The sequence below is a fragment of the Bordetella ansorpii genome (assembly GCF_900078315.1).
Taxonomy (GTDB): Bacteria; Pseudomonadota; Gammaproteobacteria; order Burkholderiales; family Burkholderiaceae_B; genus Bordetella; species Bordetella ansorpii.
In genome coordinates, this window is the sequence record NZ_FKBS01000017.1 from 37,234 (window position 1) to 55,604 (window position 18,371).

The following is an 18,371-nucleotide window of genomic DNA, read 5'->3' on the forward strand; positions in this document are numbered from 1 at the left end:
TCAGGCGTATTGCGGATTGGCTTTGGCGGGATTGATGCCGTACTTCTTGATGGCCTCGGCCACCTTGGCCGCCGGCACCTTGCCTTCGTCGGCCAGAGCGCGCAGCGCTGCCAGGACCACGAAGTGGCGGTCGACCTCGAAGTGCTCGCGCAGCTTGCTGCGGAAGTCCGAGCGGCCGAAGCCGTCGGTGCCCAGCACGCGGTAGGCGCGGCCAGCCGGCACGAACGGACGGATCTGGTCGGCGAACAGCTTCATGTAGTCGGTCGACGCGATGATCGGGCCTTCCGTGCCTTGCAGTTGCTGCGTGACGTACGGCACCTGCGTGTCGCCTTCGGGGTTCAGCAGGTTGTGGCGGTCGGCGTCCAGGCCGTTGCGGCGCAGTTCGGTGAAGCTGGTGACGCTCCAGATGTCGGACGCGACGCCCCAGTCGGCTTCCAGCAGTTCTTGCGCGGCCATGACTTCGCGCAGGATGGTGCCCGAGCCCATGAGCTGCACGCGGGTCTTGCCCGAGCCGTGCGACTTCAGCTTGTACATGCCGCGGATGATGCCTTCCTCGTCGCCGGCGGTCAGGCCCGGCTGCGGATAGTTCTCGTTCATCACGGTCAGGTAGTAATACACGTTCTCCTGGTCTTCGACCATGCGCTTCAAGCCGTGCTGGACGATGACGGCCAGTTCGTGCGCGAAGGTCGGGTCGTAGGAGACGCAGTTCGGGATGGTCGAGGCCAGCAGGTGGCTGTGGCCATCCTCGTGCTGCAGGCCTTCGCCGTTGAGCGTGGTGCGCCCGGCGGTGCCGCCCAGCAGGAAACCGCGCGCCTGCATGTCGCCGGCCGCCCAGGCCAGGTCGCCGATACGCTGGAACCCGAACATCGAGTAGTAGATGAAGAACGGGATCATCACGCGGTTGTTCGTGGAGTACGACGTGGCCGCCGCGATCCACGAGCTCATGGCGCCCGCCTCGTTGATGCCTTCCTGCAGCAGTTGGCCGTCGGCGGATTCCTTGTAGTACATGACCTGGTCTTTATCGACCGGAATGTACTTCTGGCCTTCCGGCGCGTAGATGCCGATCTGGCGGAACAGGCCTTCCATGCCGAAGGTACGCGATTCGTCGGCCAGGATGGGCACGACGCGCGGGCCGATCTGCTTGTCGCGCAAGATGGTGTTCAGCACGCGCACGAACGCCTGCGTGGTCGAGATCTCGCGGCCTTCGGCGGTGGGCTCGAGGGTGGCCTTGAAGGCGTCCAGCGCCGGCACCTTGAGCTGCTCGTCGGCCTTGACGCGGCGGCGGGGCAGATAGCCGCCCAGGGCCTTGCGGCGCTCGTGCAGGTACTTCATTTCGGGCGAGTCCTCGGCCGGCTTGAAGTACGGCAGCTTCTCGAGCTGGTCGTCGGGGATCGGAATGGCGAAGCGGTCGCGGAATTCGCGGATCGATTCGAGCTCCAGCTTCTTCTGCTGGTGGGTCGGATTCTTGGCCTGGCCCACCTGGCCCATGCCGTAGCCCTTGATGGTCTTGGCAAGGATGACGGTCGGCTGGCCGGTGGTGTTGGCGGCCGCGTCGAAGGCGGCGAACACCTTGTGGGGATCGTGGCCGCCACGGTTCAGGCGCCAGATGTCCTCGTCGCTCATGCGCGAGACGGCTTCGAGCAGCTTGGGATGCTTGCCGAAGAAGTGTTCGCGCACGAACTTGCCGTCATTGGCCTTGTACGCCTGGTACTCGCCGTCGACGGTCTCTTCCATGATCTTGCGCAGGATGCCTTCTTTGTCGTGCGCGAGCAGCGGATCCCAGTAGCCGCCCCAGATCAGCTTGATGACGTTCCAGCCCGACCCGCGGAAGTCGCCTTCCAGTTCCTGGATGATCTTGCCGTTGCCGCGCACCGGGCCGTCGAGGCGCTGCAGGTTGCAGTTGATGACGAAGATCAGGTTGTCGAGCTTTTCGCGGGCCGCCAGGGCGATCGCGCCCAGCGACTCGGGTTCGTCCATTTCGCCGTCGCCGCAGAACACCCAGACCTTGCGGTTGCTGGTGTCGGCGATGCCGCGGGCGTGCAGGTACTTCAGGAAGCGGGCCTGGTAGATCGCCATCAGGGGGCCCAGGCCCATCGACACCGTCGGGAACTGCCAGAATTCCGGCATCAGCTTCGGATGCGGGTAGGACGACAGGCCCTTGCCGTCGACTTCCTGGCGGAAGTGGTTCAGCTGTTCTTCGGTCAGGCGGCCTTCGAGGTAGGCGCGGCCGTACATGCCGGGCGAGGTATGGCCCTGGAAGTAGACCAGGTCGCCGCCGTGGCCTTCGCTCTCGGCGTGCCAGAAGTGGTTCTGGCCGCAGCCGATCATGGTGGCCAGCGAGGCGAACGAGGCGATGTGGCCGCCCAGGTCGCCGCCGTCCGGCGGATTGTGCTTGTTGGCCTTGACCACCATGGCCATGGCGTTCCAGCGCACGTACGAGCGGATGCGGGCTTCCAGTTCCAGGTTGCCCGGATGCGCCGGCTGCAGCGTTTCCGGAATGGTGTTCAGGTAGGCCGTATTCGGCGAGAACGGAATGTGGGCGCCCGAACGGCGCGCCAGATCGACCAGGCGTTCCAGCAGGAAGTGCGCGCGCTCAGGGCCTTCGCGATCCAGCACGGCCGAAAGCGCTTCCAGCCATTCCTGGGTCTCGAGGGTATCGTCGTCGTTGGCGGCGGCTAGCGCGCCGGCCTGGGCGTTAGAGGACATCTGCTGTCTCCTGGTAGGGGTTCGGAGCCCGCCCTGGCAGGTAGGCCAGGACGCGCGGCGTTCACTTCGGACAGGAGAGCGCGCAACGTGCGATACACGAGCAGCGTCCTGCCTCGGACTTGCCGAAAAACGGCATTCTAGGAACAAGGATACCCAGTCGCAAGGAAAATTTCATGTTGCGGTACGGCATTTCATAATATGGAATTACGGTAAATACCTACGGCAATCTCATGGCGTGCGCGGGGACGCTTGCGCGAACCCGCACTAAAATGCCGCATCAACGCTAAGAATTCATGTCCAGCGCAAAATCCAATATCCCGGTGTCGTTCCACGACCATGCCCGCCTTCGCCGGCGCGGCCTGTACTGGCTTACGCCCGTGCTCGTGCTCATCTCGTACCTGTGCGTGATGGGCGTGTTCTTCTGGTTGCAACGCATCCACGACGACAGCGTCATGTTCGTCACCATCGATCAGGAACTGCGCCAGCAGCGCCTGATCTGGGTGGTGCTGGCGCTGTCGGGCGTCATCATCATCAGTTTGCTGATGCTGTGGCGCTATACGGGGTTCCGCTCCGAGGCCGAGGCCGCGCTGATCGCCGAGACGGGTTTCCGGCGCGCCATGGAGAACTCCATGTCCACCGGCATGCGCGTGATCGACATGGAAGGCCGCATCGCCTATGTGAATCCGGCCTTCTGCCGCATGATCGGCTGGAACGAGGCCGACCTGATCGGCCGCAGCCCGCCCTTCCCGTACTGGGTGCCCGGCCGCCATGAGCAGCACCAGCATACCCTGGACGTGCTGCTGTCCGGCAAGACGCCCAGCAGCGGCCTCGAGGTCGAGGCCCAGCGCCGCGACGGCTCGCGCTTCACCTCGCGCATGTACGTGTCGCCGCTGCTCGACCCCAACGGCAACCAGATCGGCTGGATGACCTCCATGACCGACATCACCGAGTCCAAGCGCATCCGCGAAGCCCTGACCGCCGCGCACGAGCGCTTCATGACGGTGCTGGAAGGCCTGGACGACGCCATCTCGGTCACGGCCGACACCCACGACGGGCTGGAGCTGCTGTTCGCCAACCGCACCTACCGCCGGGTGTTCGGCGCGCAGACCGGCGGCCACGACGAGCTGCTGGCCGGCCGCCGCGGCCGCTTCACCGACGAATCGGTCGAGGTCTTCTCGCCCTCGGTGCAGCGCTGGTTCGAGGTGCACCACCGCATGCTGGCCTGGACCGACGGCCGCCGCGTGCGCATGCAGGTGGCGCGCGACATCACCGAGCGCCGCACCCACGAAGAAGCCTCGCGCGTGCAGCAGGAAAAGATCCAGCTGACCAGCCGGCTGACCACCATGGGCGAGATGGCCTCGTCGCTGGCGCACGAACTGAACCAGCCGCTCACCGCCATCGCCAACTACAGCATGGGCGCGGTGGCGCTGGTCAAGGCCGGCCACACCAGCCCCAACATGCTGCTGCCCGCGCTGGAAAAAGCGGCCTCGCAGGCCGAGCGGGCCGGCAAGATCATCAGCCGCATCCGCGAATTCGTGAAACGCAGCGAGCCGCGCCGCCAGCGCGTGGCCATCCGCGGCATCGTCGACAACGCCATCGGCTTCGCCGAGATCGACGCGCGCAAGCGCCGCATCCGCATCGACAGCTTCGTGCCGTCCAACGCACCGGAAGTGCTGGCCGACCCCATTCTCATCGAGCAGGTGCTGCTGAACCTGCTGAAGAATGGCCTGGAAGCCATGGAGCACAGCGGCTCCGACGAACTGAAGGTCGCCGTCATCCTGCACGAACAGCACATCGAGGTCGCCGTGGTCGACCGCGGCCACGGCCTGGCCGAGCCCGAGCGCCTGTTCGAACCCTTCTTCAGCACCAAGTCCCAGGGCCTGGGCATGGGGCTGAACATTTGCCGTACCATTATCGAGTCGCATCACGGTCGCCTGTGGGCCGACCCGAATCCGGCGGGGGGCACCATTTTCCGGTTCACCCTGCCCTGCGCCGCACCGCAAACGCAAACGCCCAATGAACAGTCCGAGGAGTTGCACGCATGAACACGCCCCACCTGTCCAGCACGGTCTTCATCGTTGACGATGACGAAGCCGTGCGCGATTCGCTGCGCTGGCTCCTGGAAGCCAACGGCTATCGCGTGCGCGCGTACGCCAGCGCCGAGACCTTCCTGGACGAGTACGACGCGTCCCAGGTGGGCGTGCTGATCGCCGACGTGCGCATGCCCGGCATGAGCGGCCTGGAACTGCAGGAGCAACTGATCGCGCGCAACGCGCCGTTGCCCATCGTCTTCATCACCGGCCACGGCGACGTGCCCATGGCCGTGTCCACGATGAAGAAAGGCGCCATCGATTTCCTGGAAAAGCCCTTCAACGAGGCTGACCTGCGCGAAATCGTCGCCCGCATGCTCGAACAGGCCGTGCAGCGCGTCAGCAAGTTCCAGGCGCAGAAAGACCACGAAGCCATGCTCGCCCGCCTGACCGCGCGCGAGCAGCAGGTGCTCGAGCGCATCGTCGCCGGCCGCCTGAACAAGCAGATCGCCGACGATCTCGGCATCAGCATCAAGACCGTCGAGGCGCACCGCGCCAACATCATGGAAAAATTGGAAGTCACCACGGTGGCCGACCTGATGAAGGTGGCCCTGGCAAAACCCGAGGCACATGCATGACCCAAGCAGCAGCAGCACGCATTATTGATGGCAACGCGCTTTCCGCACGCATCCGCGAAGAAGTCGCGGAACGTGCAAAAAAACTGACCGAACGCGGCGTTCGGCCCGGCTTGGCCGTCGTGCTGGTGGGCGAAGATCCTGCTTCGCAGGTGTATGTCCGCAACAAGGTCGCGGCCTGCGAAAAGGCCGGGCTGCACTCCATCAAAGAACAATACCCGGCCGACACCACCGAGGCCGAGCTGCTGTCGCACATCGCGCGCCTGAACCAGGACCCGGCCATCCACGGCATCCTGGTGCAGTTGCCGCTGCCCAAGCACATCGATTCGCACAAGGTCATCGAGGCCATCGCCGCCGAGAAGGACGTCGACGGCTTTCACATCAGCAACGCCGGCCTGCTCATGACCGGCCAGCCGCTGTTCCGTCCCTGCACGCCCTACGGCGTGATGAAGATGCTGGAATCCGAAGGCGTGTCGCTGCGCGGCGCGGAAGCCGTCGTGGTCGGCGCCAGCAACATCGTGGGCAAGCCCATGGCCATGCTGCTGTTGCAGGCCGGCGCCACCGTCACGCTGTGCAATTCCAAGACGCGCGACCTGGGCGCCCAGACCCGCCGCGCCGACGTGCTGGTGGTGGCCACCGGCCGTCCCCGCATGGTTGACGGCAGCATGGTCAAGCCGGGCGCCGTGGTCATCGACGTGGGCATCAACCGCGGCGAAGACGGCAAGCTGTGCGGCGACGTCGATTTCGCCTCCGCCAGCCAGGTGGCCGGCGCCATCACCCCCGTGCCGGGCGGTGTGGGACCCATGACCATCGCCATGCTGCTGGTCAACACGATCGAGGCGGCCGAACGCGTCGCCAGCGCGGCCGCGTAAACGCGCCATCGCGTTTTTTTGCCGCCGGGCCGTCCCAAGGCAAAAAAGCGCCCCCTTGGGGGGCAGCAAGCCGAAGGCACGGCGCGCAGGCCTTTCCTCCTGCAGGGCGGTGGACGCATCATGCGCCGCCGCCCTTGTCATTGGGGATCGCCGCAAGGCAGTATTGTATGCAAACGCCCACCCACGGGCTTGCGTTATGCGTCCCCGTCCCCATCTATGGCTGAACATTCCCGCTCTACTTCCTGCGCCGAGGCCGCGATGACTTCCAACCCCCTGCTCGCCCCTGTTTCCGACCTGGTCGACTACGCCAGCGTCAAGCCCTCGCACATCGAGCCCGCGGTCGATGAACTGCTGGAGATCGCGCGCCAGGCCGTGGACCAGGCCGCCTCGCCCGACCTGCCCGCCACCTGGGAAGCCGTGGTCGAGCCGCTGGACACCGCCACCGAGCGCCTGTGGCGCGCCTGGTCGGTGGCCGGTCACCTGAACGCCGTGGTCAACACGCCCGAGCTGCGCGAGGTCTACAACGCCGCGCTGCCCAAGGTCACCGAGTTCTCCACCTGGGTCGGCCTGCACGAAGGCCTGTACCGCCAGTACCAGCGCCTGCACGCCGCCGCCGATTTCGCGTCGTGGCCGCCCGTGCGCCGCCGCATCGTCGAACTGGCCCTGCGCGACTTCCGCCTGAGCGGCGTCGAACTGCAAGGCGAGGCCCGCGAGCGCTACGCCCAGAACTCCGAACGCGAAGCGCAGGTCTCGCAGAAATTCTCCGAGAACGTGCTGGACGCGGTCGACGCCTGGTCCATCCTCATCGAGGACGAAGCCCGCCTGGCCGGCCTGCCCGCCGACGTGCTGGACGCCGCCCGCCAGGCCGCCGAGGCCGACGGCAAGCCCGGTTGGATGCTGACGCTGAAGATGCCGTGCTACCTGCCGGTGATGCAGTACGCGCGCGACCGCGAACTGCGCGCCACGCTGTACCGCGCCTATGGCACGGTGGCGTCCGAGCACGGCACGCCCGAGCTGGACAACTCGCCGCTGATCGAGGAACTGCTCGCCCTGCGCGCCGAGGAAGCGTCTCTGCTGGGCTACGGCCATTTCGCCGCGCTGCGCCTGCAGACCCGCATGGCCCGCGACGCGGATGAGGTCACGGCCTTCCTGCGCGACCTGGCCGCCCGCGCCAAGCCCTACGCGCAGCGCGACCTGGCCGAACTGCGCGCCTATGCCGCCGCCGAACTGGGCATGGCCGACCTGCAGCCCTGGGACGTGCCTTTCGCCTCCGAGCGCCTGCGCGAGTCGCGCTATGCGTATTCCGAGGACGAGATCAAGCAGTACTTCACCGAGCCGCGTGTGCTGTCGGGCCTGTACCAGGTCATCGAAACGCTGTTCGACGTGCGCCTGCGCGAAGTGCCCGTGTCGTCCTGGCATGCCGACGTGCGCGGTGTGCGTGTCGAAACCCCGTCGGGCGATCTGGTCGGCCATCTGTACCTGGACCTGTACGCCCGCGCCGGCAAGCAGAGCGGCGCCTGGGTCGACAGCGAACGCACCCGCCGCCTGACGGGCGGCCGCCTGCAGACGCCCGTGGCCTACCTGACCTGCAACTTCGCCCGCCCCAACGGCGGCAAGGCCGCGCTGCTGACGCACGACGACGTCATCACGCTGTTCCATGAAACCGGCCACGCCCTGCACGCGCTGCTGTCCGAAGTGGACGAACCCGGCGCCGCCGCGTTCTCCAGCGTCGAATGGGACGCCATCGAACTGCCCTCGCAATTCATGGAAAACTTCTGCTGGGAATGGTCGGTGGTGCAGCAACTGTCGGCCCACGTGGACAGCGGCCAGCCGCTGCCGCGCGACCTCTACGACCGCCTGCTGGCCGCCCGCAACTATCAAAGCGGCATGCAGACGGTGCGCCAGATCGAGTTCGCTCTGTTCGACATGCTGCTGCATGCGCGAGCCCAGGCCACGCCCATCGCCGGCGTGCTGCAGTTGCTGCAGGAAGTGCGCCAGGAAGTGGCCGTGCTGTTCCCGCCCGAGTGGCATCGCCTGCCACACGCCTTCTCGCACCTGTTCGCGGGCGGCTACGGCGCGGGCTACTACAGCTACAAGTGGGCGGAAGTGCTGTCGGCCGACGCCTACGCGGCATTCGAGGAAGCCGCCGCCCATGCCGCCGAGACCGGCACGCTCGATCCGGCCACGGGCGAGCGTTTCAAGCGCGAGATCCTGGCGGTCGGCGGCGCGCGTCCCGCCGCGGACTCGTTCCGCGCCTTCCGCGGCCGCGAACCGAGCATCGATGCGCTGCTGCGGCATAGCGGGATGGCGGCGGAGGCTGCTGCGGCCTGATCGACAAGGCTATCGAGAGCGATGCCTCTCGGCAGCCGGATCAGTAAGGATCCGGCTGCCGGTTATGGCACGACGGGAAGCCGAGCACGATCAGCCGCGTCATTCAGTGCCTGAAACATATCCTGAACGACCTTTGCGATCTCGGTCAGTGACCACGTTGCCAAATGGGGAGGCAGCATCCAATAACGGCCGTGGGCGACCCAGTGTCTTAAGTTCAACACTGACTTGAACTGGCCGACGCGCCCCGCCCACCGAGACCGCTCGGCAAGAGATGCACCCTCTACGGTATGCAGGAATGCTTTCCACGCATCCACAATACCTTGCTCATCGAACGGCACTCGCCAAAAAGCGGCGGCATTGCCATGAAGCAACGCAAGGCGGCCGTCCAAACCACTGCGGCCGGGCACGCATCGTTGCCTGGCATCGCGACGCAGGCGAGCTTCAGCGGCGGCAATGGCAAACAGACAACCCGCCAACTCGGCCTCTGAGCGGCAGTGCTCGAAGTAGGCATCGATATCTTCGAATGTCGCGCCTGCGGGCAGAGCAGGCACGAGATACGAGGGTCGTTTACCGAGCGACAATCCCATGCACACGTCGGCACGCTCTTTGAGCAAAGCCGCTTCAGTACAGAGATACTGGCCAACGATATCCAGCAAGCCTGAACGCGGATCGGCCACCATCAGAGTCCATCTCCTATCTCGAAGAGATCGACGAATATCTGATGAAACAGCGCTTCATCAAGTGAAGTCAGTGAAGACGGATCCTGCGAATGCGTCATCAGCCAAGTGGCGCCTTCCCAAGGATGACGGCCAGGCAAAGTATTGTCCGGAGCCGCCAGAATCAGCGTTACCCTGCCGGCCGGCCCTGAAACATCAATACGCCCGAATCCGCCGAGTACGATCGATGCGACAGGCACGATGGTCATACTTCGCCCCGCACAGTCAATCTGCGCTTTGTGGATGACATACTTGCCCAAATAGGGCTCGTCCAGTTCGGTCGTGAGCTGTGTGAAGCCGACGATCTTCTCATCGACCAATGACCCCAGCCAAGCCCTGATTCGCACAAGCAGGCAGTCAACCTGGGACACCCACCATTGCCTGCGCGCCTCCCAGTCGATGAAAGACTGCGGCGCTTCCTGTTGCCGCTGGGCGTGCGACCTGATCAGGTTCTTGAAGGCATTGAAGGAGTCAGCCATCGGTACATCGGCAATCTGCGGGTAAGCCATTCTGACAACTCGAATCTGGGCAACGGTGCGATTTTCATTATATAAATCGAGACTGCCATGGCAGTCCGTCCGCTCAAGTAGCAGACACAATTACCGAACCACAACGCCAGGGCGACAAGACGACGGGTACGTCGCACCAACCGCTGGGAGACAGCATGCCGCCATCCGCCTTTGCCCGCACCGGGCGCGCCCTGCTGCTGGGCCTGTGCGTGCTGCTGGCCGCGTGCAGCGAACGCTCGGCCGACTGGTCGCTGTACAACGTGCGCGGGCACCTGCCCGACCTGAAGTTCGCGCTGTCCGGCGCGGGTGGCAAGACCGTCACCAGCGAATCGTTGCGCGGCAAGACGGTGTTGTTGTTCTTCGGCTACGCCAGTTGTCCCGACATCTGTCCCACCACCATGGCGCAGTTGAGCAACGTGCTGCAACAACTGGGCGACCAGGCCGGCCAGGTGCGCATCGTGTTCGTCAGCGTGGACCCGCACCGCGACACCCCGGACATGCTGCAGGCCTACGTGGATGCGTTCAACAAGCAGGCCATCGGCGTCACGGGCACCGAGAAACAGATCGCCGACCTGGCGCGTCGCTACCGCGTGGCCTATCAGATCGAGAAGCCCCGCGCGGGCGACGGCGCGGACGTGTACGACGTCACGCATAGCCGCGGCGTGTACATCTTCGATGGCCGAGGCCGGGCGCGCCTGCTGGCATCGGATACCGACACCACCGCCGCCATGGTGCATGACCTGAAGCAGTTGCTGACCGAGGCCGGCTGAGACGGAATCCGGAACGGCGCAGTCGTTGCCCCATCGGACAGCCCCTGACCGGGTCGCCACTGGCGACCAACCACACGAACATGACAATCCGGTCTTTGTACCCGGCCGGCACGCGTTGTTACAGCTTTCGGAGAAACCCCGTGGGTATCATGCGAGCCACGATTCCCTCTCTCTAGGAAAGGAGTACCCGCATGGGCTTCATCATCATGATCATCGTCGGTTTCATCGTGGGGTTGATCGCCCGCGCCATCATGCCGGGCAAGCAGAGCATGGGCTTCATCCTGACCACGATCCTGGGTATCGTGGGCTCGGTCGTCGCCGGCTTCCTGGGCCAGTCCCTGGGCTGGTACGCACCGGGCGAACCGGCCGGCTGGATCGCCTCGGTGATCGGCGCGATCATCGTGCTGTTCGTGGTGGGCCTGTTCACCAAGAACCGGGGGTGATACCCGGCGGCGCGACACGCATCGCGCTGAAAAACAGAATGCCGGCAGCTTGCAGAAGCTGCCGGCATTTTTTATTGCACGTTGGGGCTCGCTCAGGCATCCGTGGCGACGTGCTGCCCGTACGGTGACTGCCAGACAGCGCCGGAGCAAGGAATGCGGCATCCGTGGCCGCCGCCCTCGCCTCGCGCCAGACCTCAGCCCTGCCCGGCCGGCGCCGCCGCCTGGGTGGGCGTCACCGTATGCTCGCTCCAGCCGCCGCCCAGCGCCTTGTACAGGCTGATCAGGTTGGACAGGCGTTGCAGGCGGGTATTGATCAACGTCTGTTGGGCGGAATACAGCGAACGCTGCGAATCCAGCACGGTCAGGTAGTTGTCGATGCCCAGCTCGAATCGCTGCTGCGACAGCTTGTACGCACGCTGGCTGGCCTCGACCAGTTGGCGTTGCGACGCGATCTGCTCGTCCAGGGTGCCACGTCCGGCCAGCGCATCGGAGACCTCGCGGAAGCCGGACTGGATGGCGCGCTCGTAATTGGCGATCTCGATGCGCTTCTGCAGCTTCGCCACGTCCAGGTTGGCCAGCAATGAACCGCCCGCGAAGATCGGCACCGTGATCTGCGGCGCGAAGCTCCAGGCGCCCGAGCCGCCCTCGAACAGGCCGCCCAGCGAGGCGCTGGCGGTGCCGGCGCTGCCCGTCAGGCTGATGCTGGGGAAGAACGCCGCCCGCGCCGCGCCGATGTTGGCGTTGGCGCCTTGCAGCACGTGCTCGGCGGCGCGGATGTCCGGACGCCGCGTCAGCAGGTCGGACGGCGTGCCGGCCGGCAGGTCGATCGGCATCATGTCGTCGGGCAAGGGCTGCACGTGATCGAGCTGGGGCGCCAGTTCGGCGGGAATGGGCTGGCCGATCAGCAGCGTCAGCGCGTTGCGGTCTTGCGCCACCAATCGCGTGTATTGCGACAGGTTGCTCTCGGCCGTGCGCAGCGCGATCTCGGCCTGGCTCATGTCCAGATCCGTGGCCACGCCCAGGTCAAAGCTCTGCTTCGTCAGGTCGTAGGACTCTTTCTGCGCCTTGTGCGTGTCGCGCGTCAGACCCAGCAGTTCCTGGTCGGCCCGCAGCGTCAGGTAGGCATTGGCGGTTTCGGAGACCAGGCTCAGTTGCGTGGCGATGCGGGTTTCATCCTGCGCCAGGTAGGTCTGCAGGGCCTGTTCACTGAGGCTGCGGATGCGGCCGAACAGGTCCAGCTCCCACGCCGAGGTTGCCACGCCCACCTGATAGGTGCGGCTGATGGTGGCCTCGCCCGTGCGGCTGAGGTCGGCCGGCGAACGCGAGACGTCGGCCGTGCCCGCCACACCCACGGACGGCAGCAGGTCGGCGCGCTGGATGCGGTATTGCGCGCGCGCCACCTCGACGTTCAGCGCGGCCACGCGCATGTCGCGGTTGTCGGCCAGCGCCAGCTGGATCAACTGCTGCAGCACGGGATCGCGGAAGAAGTCGCGCCAGCCCACGTCGCCGGCGGCCTGCACCGGCGCGACGCCCTGCACCCGCGTGTTCTGGGTGGGCTGGCGATCATAGGCCGGGCCGGTGGGATAGGCGGCGTCGACCGGCGCCACGGGACGTTCGTAGGTAGGCGCCAGCGAGCAACCCGCCAGGGCCGCCACCAGCAGCGCGCCGGACAGGGGTTTCAGAGCGATGCGCATCATGCCTGGCCTCCGTTGGACGAACCGACCGAGGTGTCGTGGCCGCCATTGTGCGGGGGCTCTTCGCTTTCGCTCATGCGCTTGACGCGGAACAGACGGAGCATGGTCACAAAGAACAGGGGGACGAAGAAGATGGCCAGGAAAGTGCCGGTCAGCATGCCGCCGATCACGCCCGTACCGATGGCGTTCTGGCTGCCCGAACCCGCACCCGTGGCGATGGCCAGGGGCACCACGCCCAGGATGAAAGCCAGCGAGGTCATCAGGATGGGACGCAGGCGCTGGCGTGCCGCGTGCACGGCGGCCTCGGCCAGCGAGGCTCCTTTCTCGAAGTGCTCCTTGGCGAATTCCACGATAAGAATCGCGTTCTTTGCCGCAAGCCCCACGGTAGTCAACAGCCCCACCTGGAAGTACACGTCGTTGGAGAGCCCTCGCAACGCGGTCGCCAACAGCGTACCGACGACCCCCAGCGGCACCACCAGCATCACCGCGGTGGGAATGCTCCAGCTTTCATACAGCGCCGCCAGGCACAGGAACACCACGATCAGCGAAATGGCGTAGAGCGCGGGCGCCTGCGCCCCGGACATGCGCTCTTCGAACGACAGGCCCGTCCATTCGTAGCCGATGCCCGCGGGCAGGGTCTTGGCGATGCGTTCCACTTCGGCCATAGCCTCGCCCGAACTGTAGCCCGGCGCGGCCTGGCCCTGCACGTTGTACGACGGCACGCCGTTGTAGCGGTTCAGCTTCTGCGAGCCGTAGGTCCAATCGGCCGTGGCGAACGACGAGAACGGCACCATCTGCCCTTCGGTGTTGCGCACGTACCATTTGCCGAGGTCTTCCGGCAGCATGCGCGCCGTGGCGTCGCCCTGCAGGTAGACCCTCTTGACGCGGCCGCGGTCGATGAAGTCGTTGACGTACGAACCGCCCCACGCGATGGACAGCGTGCTGTTGATCTCGGAAATGGAGACCCCCAGCGCGCGCGCCTTCTCGCGGTCGATGTTCAACTGGTACTGGGGCGCATCCTCGATGCCGTTGGGCCGCACGGCCACCAGCATCGGGCTTTTCATGGCTTCGCCCAGCAACTGGTTGCGCGCCTTCAGCAACTGATCGTGGCCCAGGCCGGCCTCGTCCTTCAACTGGAAGTCGAAGCCCGTGGCGTTGCCCAGTTCCATCACGGAAGGCGGCGCGAACACGGCGATCTGCGCGTCGCGCAGGTTCTTGGCGAAGTACGCGTTGGCGCGTCCCGCCACGGCCTGGGCGCGCTGGTCGGCGTCGGGACGCTTTTCCCAGTCGCGTAGACGCACGAACATGATGGCGGCGTTCTGGCCCCGGCCGCCGAAGTTGAAGCCGGACACCATGAACACGGACTGCACGCTGGCCTTCTCGTCTTCCAGCAGGTAGCGTTGCGCCTGCTCGATGGTCTGGCGCGTGCGCTCGGCCGTGGCGCCGGGAGGCGCCTGCACCTGGGCGAACAGGATGCCCTGGTCTTCCTCGGGCAGGAACGCCGTGGGAATGCGCGTGAACAGCCAGGCCATGCCGATCAGGATCAGCACGTAGATCAGCAGCAGGCGCTTGGTGCGGCCCAGGCTGCGCGACACGGTGTTGGCGTAGCCGTTGCTGGCGCGGTCGAAGTTGCGGTTGAACCAGCCGAAGAACCCGCGGCGCGTGCCGTGGCCATGCTTGGGCTTGAGGATGGTGGCGCACAGGGCCGGCGTGAACACGATGGCCACGACCACCGACAGTACCATCGAGGACACGATGGTGATCGAGAACTGGCGATAGATGACGCCCGTGGAACCGCCGAAGAACGCCATCGGCACGAACACGGCGGACAGCACCATGGCGATGCCCACCAGCGCGCCGGTGATCTGCTCCATGGACTTGCGTGTCGCCTGCTTGGGCGACAAGCCCTCTTCCTCCATCACCCGCTCGACGTTCTCGACCACCACGATGGCATCGTCCACCAGCAGGCCGATGGCCAGCACCATGCCGAACATGGTGAGCGTGTTGATGGAGTATCCGAAGGCGGCCAGCACCGCGAACGTGCCCAGCAGCACCACCGGCACGGCCATGGTGGGAATCAGCGTGGCCCGGAAGTTCTGCAGGAACAGGTACATCACCAGGAACACGAGGATGATGGCCTCGACCAGGGTATGCACCACGCCCTCGATGGACAGGCTGACGAACGGCGTGGTGTCGTACGGATACACGACGTCCATGCCCGGCGGGAAGAACGGCTTCAGGCGGTCGATGGTGGCGCGCACGTTGTCGACCGTGTCCAGCGCATTGGCGCCGGGGGCCAGCTTGATGGCCAGGCCCGAGGCCGGCCTGCCGTTGTAGGCGCTGTCGATGGCGTAGGTCTGCGGCCCCAGTTCGATCCTGGCCACGTCGGACAGGCGCACGCGCGAGCCGTCGGTGTTGACCTTCAGCAGGATGCGGCCGAACTGCTCGGGCGTCGTCAGGCGCGACGGCCCGATGACGGTGGCGTTGAGCTGCTGGCCGCGCACGGCCGGCAAGCCGCCGACCTGGCCCGAGGACACCTGGACGTTCTGCTCTTCGATCGCCGTGGTGACGTCAGGCGCCGTCAGGCTGTAGTTGACCAGTTTGTCCGGATCCAGCCAGATACGCATGGCGTACGACGAACCGAACAGCTGGAAGTCGCCCACGCCCTGCGTTCGGCTGATGGGATCCTGCACGTACGAGGCGACGTAGTCGGAGATGTCCGCGCGCGTCAGGTTGGGGTTGCTGGACACGAAGCCCGCGACGATCAGGAAGTTCTTGGTCGCCTTGGTGATGCGGATACCCTGCTGCTGCACCTCGAGCGGCAACTGCGGTTGCGCCACCGCCAGCTTGTTCTGCACCTGCACCTGCGCGATGTCGGGGCTGGTGCCCTGGCGGAACGTGAGCGTGATGCTCATGCTGCCGTCGGAGTTGCTTTCGGAAGAGATGTACTGCAGTCCGTCCAGGCCGTTCATCTGCTGCTCGATGACCTGCACCACCGTGTCCTGCACGGTCTGCGCCGAGGCGCCGGGATAGGTCACCTGCACCTGGATGGAGGGCGGCGCGATGTTCGGATACTGCGCCACCGGCAACGACATGATGGACAGCAGGCCCGCCAGCATCAATACGATGGCGATGACCCATGCGAACACGGGCCTGTCGATGAAAAACTTGGCCATGCGCTAAGGCTCCGTGTTATTTCGCTTGGGGCGCGGCGGGCTGGGCGCCCGGTGCGGCAGGCGCCTGGCCCGGCTGCGCGGGCGGCGTCCACTCGGCGGCGTTGACTTCGACGCCGGGGCGGGCCTGCTGCAGGCCTTCGACGATGACCTTGTCACCCGGCTTGACGCCATCGGTGACCAGCCATTGGTCGCCGACCGCGCGATCGGCCTTCAGCGTGCGCTGCTCGACCTTGTTCTCGGCGTTGACCACCAGCGCGGTGGGCTCGCCGCGCGGGCTGCGCGTGACGCCGCGCTGCGGCACCAGCAGGCCCTCGGGCGCCACGCCCTCGGCCAGCCGCGCGCGCACGTACATGCCGGGCAGCAACTGGCGGTCGGGATTGGGGAACACCGCGCGCACCACTACCGAACCGGTGGTGGGATCGACGGTGACTTCCGAGAACTGCAGCTTGCCGGTCTGCTTGTAGCGGGTGCCGTCCTCGAGCGTGAGCGTGACTTCGGCGGCCTGCTCGCCGCCGCTCTGCTTGAGCATGCCGCTGGCCAGCGCGTTCTTCAGGCGCAGCAACTGCACGCTGGACTGCGCGACGTCGACGTAGATGGGATCGATCTGCTGCACCGTGGCGATGGGCGAGGTCTGGTTGGCCGTGACCAGCGCGCCTTCGGTGACGGCCGAACGGCCGATGATGCCGTTGATGGGCGACAGCACCTTGGTGTAGACCAGATTGATGCGGGCGGTGTCCAGCGCGGCCTTGGCCGATTGCACGTCGGCGGCGGCCTGATCGCGCGCCGCGACGGCGTCATCGTAGGTCTGGCGGCTGACGGCGCGGCTTTCGGCCAGCGGCTTGTAGCGCTGCACCAGCAGCACGGCGGTGCGCGCCTGGGCTTCGGCGCGCGCCAGGGCGGCCTTGCTGCTGTCGTATTGCGCCTGGTAGAGCGCGGGATCGATCTGATAGAGCTGCTGCTGGGCCTTGACCTCGCCGCCTTCGGTGAACAGGCGCTTCTGCAGGATGCCGTTGACCTGCGGACGCACTTCCGCACTGCGGAAGGCCGAGGTGCGGCCCGGCAACTCGGTGAACAGCGACACTTGCTGGGTCTTGAGCGTGACCACGCCGACCTGCGGCTTGGCCGCCGGCCCCTGCTGCTGTTCCTGCTTGCCGCACGCGGCGAGGCTGACCGCCAGTGCCGTCACTGCCAGCGCGCAGGCGCCGCGCGAGACCAGATCATTCTTCTTCATACGATGCATTCCCGGATCATTGACACACCACACCCGCCGTTGCCGGCGAGCTGGGAGAGTTGAAGTCGCGATGCCCGCAGCAGCGGCATGCTGCGGCGCAATAAAACCGCCATTGTGCGCTATTTCCTTGACCAGAAACAAAGAAATGCAAAGAAAACTCTGTTCCAGTCACGGGACAATCGGCGCGGGTTACCTGCATGGACGGCACACTGCTAGACCGCAAGGCAGGCGGCAGAGTTCCGATTCACGCACGGAATCGCGCACCGCGGCGCAATAGCCCGCAAGAATACGCTTGGCACGTGGCAAGTTAACTGGCGAGAAACAGGCTGAAATAAGTGTTGCTAAGTGCGTTGATCGGTTGGCGGGCGCTCAGAAGCGCTCGTCGTCGCGCAGATAGCGCCATTGGCCGGGCGGCAGATCGCCCAGTTGCACGTTGCCGATGCGCACGCGCTTCAGGCCCACCACCTTCAGGCCCACCAGTTCGCACATGCGGCGGATCTGGCGCTTCTTGCCCTCGCGCAGGATGAAGCGCAACTGGTCTTCGTTCTGCCAGCGCACCTGCGCCTGGCGCAGGGGCTTGCCGTCCAGCGACAGGCCGTGATTGAGCAGCGCCAGGCCGTTCTCGGCCAGCCGGCCCTGCACGCGCACCAGGTATTCCTTCTCGACCGAAGAGTCCTCGCCGATCAGCATCTTGGCGACGCGGCCGTCCTGGGTCAGCACCAAGAGGCCCTGCGAGTCGATGTCCAGGCGGCCGGCGGCAGCCAGGCCCATCAGGTGGGCCCGGTCGAAGCGGCGCGGCGAACGGTCGCCCGCATAGCGCGAGGCGGCCTGCACCAGCGCGACCGCGGGCGTGTAGCCTTTCTCGGCCTGGCCCGACACGTAGCCCACGGGTTTGTTCAGCAGCACGGTCACCCGGGCCGTCTGGCGCGCCTGGGCGGCGCGCTCGAGCGTGATCGCCTGGTTGGGAAAGGCGCGCGCGCCCAGCTCGGACACCACTTCGCCGTCGACACGGACCCAGCCCCGTTCGATATAGGCATCGGCCTCGCGCCGCGAGCAGAGCCCGCGCTCGGACATCAGTTTGGAGATACGCACTTTTTCCATGGGGCGGTATTGTAGTCGCAGGGACGAACGCATTCGTGGGGCCGGATGGCCCCGCGCGCCGGGCGTCCGACGGCCCCGATGCCGTGCGGCTTGGCATAATGCTGCCCATGAAGATTCCTTGCCCCACCAGCAGGCTCGGCTGGCAGGCCGGGCCCCC

13 protein-coding genes are annotated in these 18,371 nt (G+C 66.0%); 6 read left to right on the forward strand and 7 right to left on the reverse strand.

The features are described from left to right. On the reverse strand, positions 1 to 2,706 hold the full coding sequence (gene aceE, locus A7W11_RS15145) for a pyruvate dehydrogenase (acetyl-transferring), homodimeric type (RefSeq protein WP_066414540.1): 2,706 nt from the start codon (positions 2,704 to 2,706) through the stop codon (positions 1 to 3). Between the two features lie 293 nt (positions 2,707 to 2,999). Between aceE and A7W11_RS15150 the strand changes: the two genes are divergently transcribed. The 4 genes from A7W11_RS15150 (at position 3,000) to A7W11_RS15165 (ending at position 8,574) form a co-directional block, all read left to right on the forward strand. After that, the gene (locus A7W11_RS15150; RefSeq protein WP_066414543.1) at positions 3,000 to 4,751 is read left to right on the forward strand and encodes a PAS domain-containing sensor histidine kinase; all 1,752 of its coding nucleotides are present in this window, start codon (positions 3,000 to 3,002) and stop codon (positions 4,749 to 4,751) included. Further along, positions 4,748 to 5,374 carry a response regulator transcription factor gene (locus tag A7W11_RS15155; RefSeq protein ID WP_066129718.1) on the forward strand — a complete coding sequence of 209 codons (627 nt, stop codon included), beginning with the start codon at positions 4,748 to 4,750 and terminating at the stop codon, positions 5,372 to 5,374. The genes A7W11_RS15150 and A7W11_RS15155 overlap by 4 nt, the downstream gene beginning before the upstream one ends. Next, positions 5,371 to 6,243: a bifunctional methylenetetrahydrofolate dehydrogenase/methenyltetrahydrofolate cyclohydrolase FolD gene (gene folD / locus A7W11_RS15160; RefSeq protein ID WP_066414546.1), complete on the forward strand. Its 873-nt coding sequence runs from the start codon at positions 5,371 to 5,373 to the stop codon at positions 6,241 to 6,243. Before A7W11_RS15155 ends, folD begins: the two co-directional genes overlap by 4 nt. 258 nt (positions 6,244 to 6,501) lie before the next feature. Next, positions 6,502 to 8,574: a M3 family metallopeptidase gene (locus tag A7W11_RS15165; protein ID WP_066414549.1), complete on the forward strand. Its 2,073-nt coding sequence runs from the start codon at positions 6,502 to 6,504 to the stop codon at positions 8,572 to 8,574. Between the two features lie 62 nt (positions 8,575 to 8,636). Here A7W11_RS15165 and A7W11_RS28025 read toward each other — a convergent pair whose 3' ends face one another. Together A7W11_RS28025 and A7W11_RS15175 are read right to left on the reverse strand one after the other, a co-directional pair. Continuing rightward, the gene (locus A7W11_RS28025) at positions 8,637 to 9,254 is read right to left on the reverse strand and encodes a hypothetical protein (protein WP_156523110.1); all 618 of its coding nucleotides are present in this window, start codon (positions 9,252 to 9,254) and stop codon (positions 8,637 to 8,639) included. Beyond that, entirely contained in the window at positions 9,254 to 9,799 is a 546-nt protein-coding gene (locus A7W11_RS15175; protein WP_066414565.1) for a hypothetical protein, read from the reverse strand. Before A7W11_RS15175 ends, A7W11_RS28025 begins: the two co-directional genes overlap by 1 nt. 155 nt (positions 9,800 to 9,954) lie before the next feature. On the opposite strand from A7W11_RS15175, the gene A7W11_RS15180 reads away from it, so the two are divergent. Then, the gene (locus A7W11_RS15180) at positions 9,955 to 10,569 is read left to right on the forward strand and encodes an SCO family protein (protein WP_066414567.1); all 615 of its coding nucleotides are present in this window, start codon (positions 9,955 to 9,957) and stop codon (positions 10,567 to 10,569) included. Positions 10,570 to 10,760: 191 nt separating this feature from the next. Continuing rightward, positions 10,761 to 11,012 (forward strand): GlsB/YeaQ/YmgE family stress response membrane protein, encoded by a 252-nt coding sequence (locus tag A7W11_RS15185; protein WP_066414569.1) that lies wholly within the window; start codon positions 10,761 to 10,763, stop codon positions 11,010 to 11,012. 194 nt (positions 11,013 to 11,206) lie between these two features. Here A7W11_RS15185 and A7W11_RS15190 read toward each other — a convergent pair whose 3' ends face one another. The 4 genes from A7W11_RS15190 to A7W11_RS15205 form a co-directional block, all read right to left on the reverse strand. Continuing rightward, on the reverse strand, positions 11,207 to 12,706 hold the full coding sequence (locus A7W11_RS15190) for an efflux transporter outer membrane subunit (protein WP_066416008.1): 1,500 nt from the start codon (positions 12,704 to 12,706) through the stop codon (positions 11,207 to 11,209). Beyond that, the gene (locus A7W11_RS15195; RefSeq protein ID WP_066414581.1) at positions 12,706 to 15,882 is read right to left on the reverse strand and encodes an efflux RND transporter permease subunit; all 3,177 of its coding nucleotides are present in this window, start codon (positions 15,880 to 15,882) and stop codon (positions 12,706 to 12,708) included. Before A7W11_RS15195 ends, A7W11_RS15190 begins: the two co-directional genes overlap by 1 nt. A gap of 16 nt (positions 15,883 to 15,898) precedes the next feature. Then, on the reverse strand, positions 15,899 to 17,113 hold the full coding sequence (locus A7W11_RS15200; protein ID WP_066414588.1) for an efflux RND transporter periplasmic adaptor subunit: 1,215 nt from the start codon (positions 17,111 to 17,113) through the stop codon (positions 15,899 to 15,901). A 369-nt stretch (positions 17,114 to 17,482) separates the two neighbouring features. After that, positions 17,483 to 18,214 carry a pseudouridine synthase gene (locus tag A7W11_RS15205; RefSeq protein ID WP_066414590.1) on the reverse strand — a complete coding sequence of 244 codons (732 nt, stop codon included), beginning with the start codon at positions 18,212 to 18,214 and terminating at the stop codon, positions 17,483 to 17,485. Between the last annotated feature and the right edge of the window lie 157 nt (positions 18,215 to 18,371).

Bases quoted from the DNA above. Each gene is read 5' to 3' on its own strand.
- A7W11_RS28025 (WP_156523110.1), bottom strand. From the start codon at position 9,254: ATGGTGGCCGATCCGCGTTCAGGCTTGCTGGATATCGTTGGCCAGTAT.
- A7W11_RS15155 (WP_066129718.1), top strand. From the start codon at position 4,748: ATGAACACGCCCCACCTGTCCAGCACGGTCTTCATCGTTGACGATGAC.
- A7W11_RS15180 (WP_066414567.1), top strand. From the start codon at position 9,955: ATGCCGCCATCCGCCTTTGCCCGCACCGGGCGCGCCCTGCTGCTGGGC.
- A7W11_RS15205 (WP_066414590.1), bottom strand. From the start codon at position 18,214: ATGGAAAAAGTGCGTATCTCCAAACTGATGTCCGAGCGCGGGCTCTGC.
- folD (WP_066414546.1), top strand. From the start codon at position 5,371: ATGACCCAAGCAGCAGCAGCACGCATTATTGATGGCAACGCGCTTTCC.
- A7W11_RS15175 (WP_066414565.1), bottom strand. From the start codon at position 9,799: ATGGCTTACCCGCAGATTGCCGATGTACCGATGGCTGACTCCTTCAAT.
- A7W11_RS15185 (WP_066414569.1), top strand. From the start codon at position 10,761: ATGGGCTTCATCATCATGATCATCGTCGGTTTCATCGTGGGGTTGATC.
- A7W11_RS15150 (WP_066414543.1), top strand. From the start codon at position 3,000: ATGTCCAGCGCAAAATCCAATATCCCGGTGTCGTTCCACGACCATGCC.
- aceE (WP_066414540.1), bottom strand. From the start codon at position 2,706: ATGTCCTCTAACGCCCAGGCCGGCGCGCTAGCCGCCGCCAACGACGAC.
- A7W11_RS15195 (WP_066414581.1), bottom strand. From the start codon at position 15,882: ATGGCCAAGTTTTTCATCGACAGGCCCGTGTTCGCATGGGTCATCGCC.
- A7W11_RS15200 (WP_066414588.1), bottom strand. From the start codon at position 17,113: ATGAAGAAGAATGATCTGGTCTCGCGCGGCGCCTGCGCGCTGGCAGTG.
- A7W11_RS15165 (WP_066414549.1), top strand. From the start codon at position 6,502: ATGACTTCCAACCCCCTGCTCGCCCCTGTTTCCGACCTGGTCGACTAC.
- A7W11_RS15190 (WP_066416008.1), bottom strand. From the start codon at position 12,706: ATGCGCATCGCTCTGAAACCCCTGTCCGGCGCGCTGCTGGTGGCGGCC.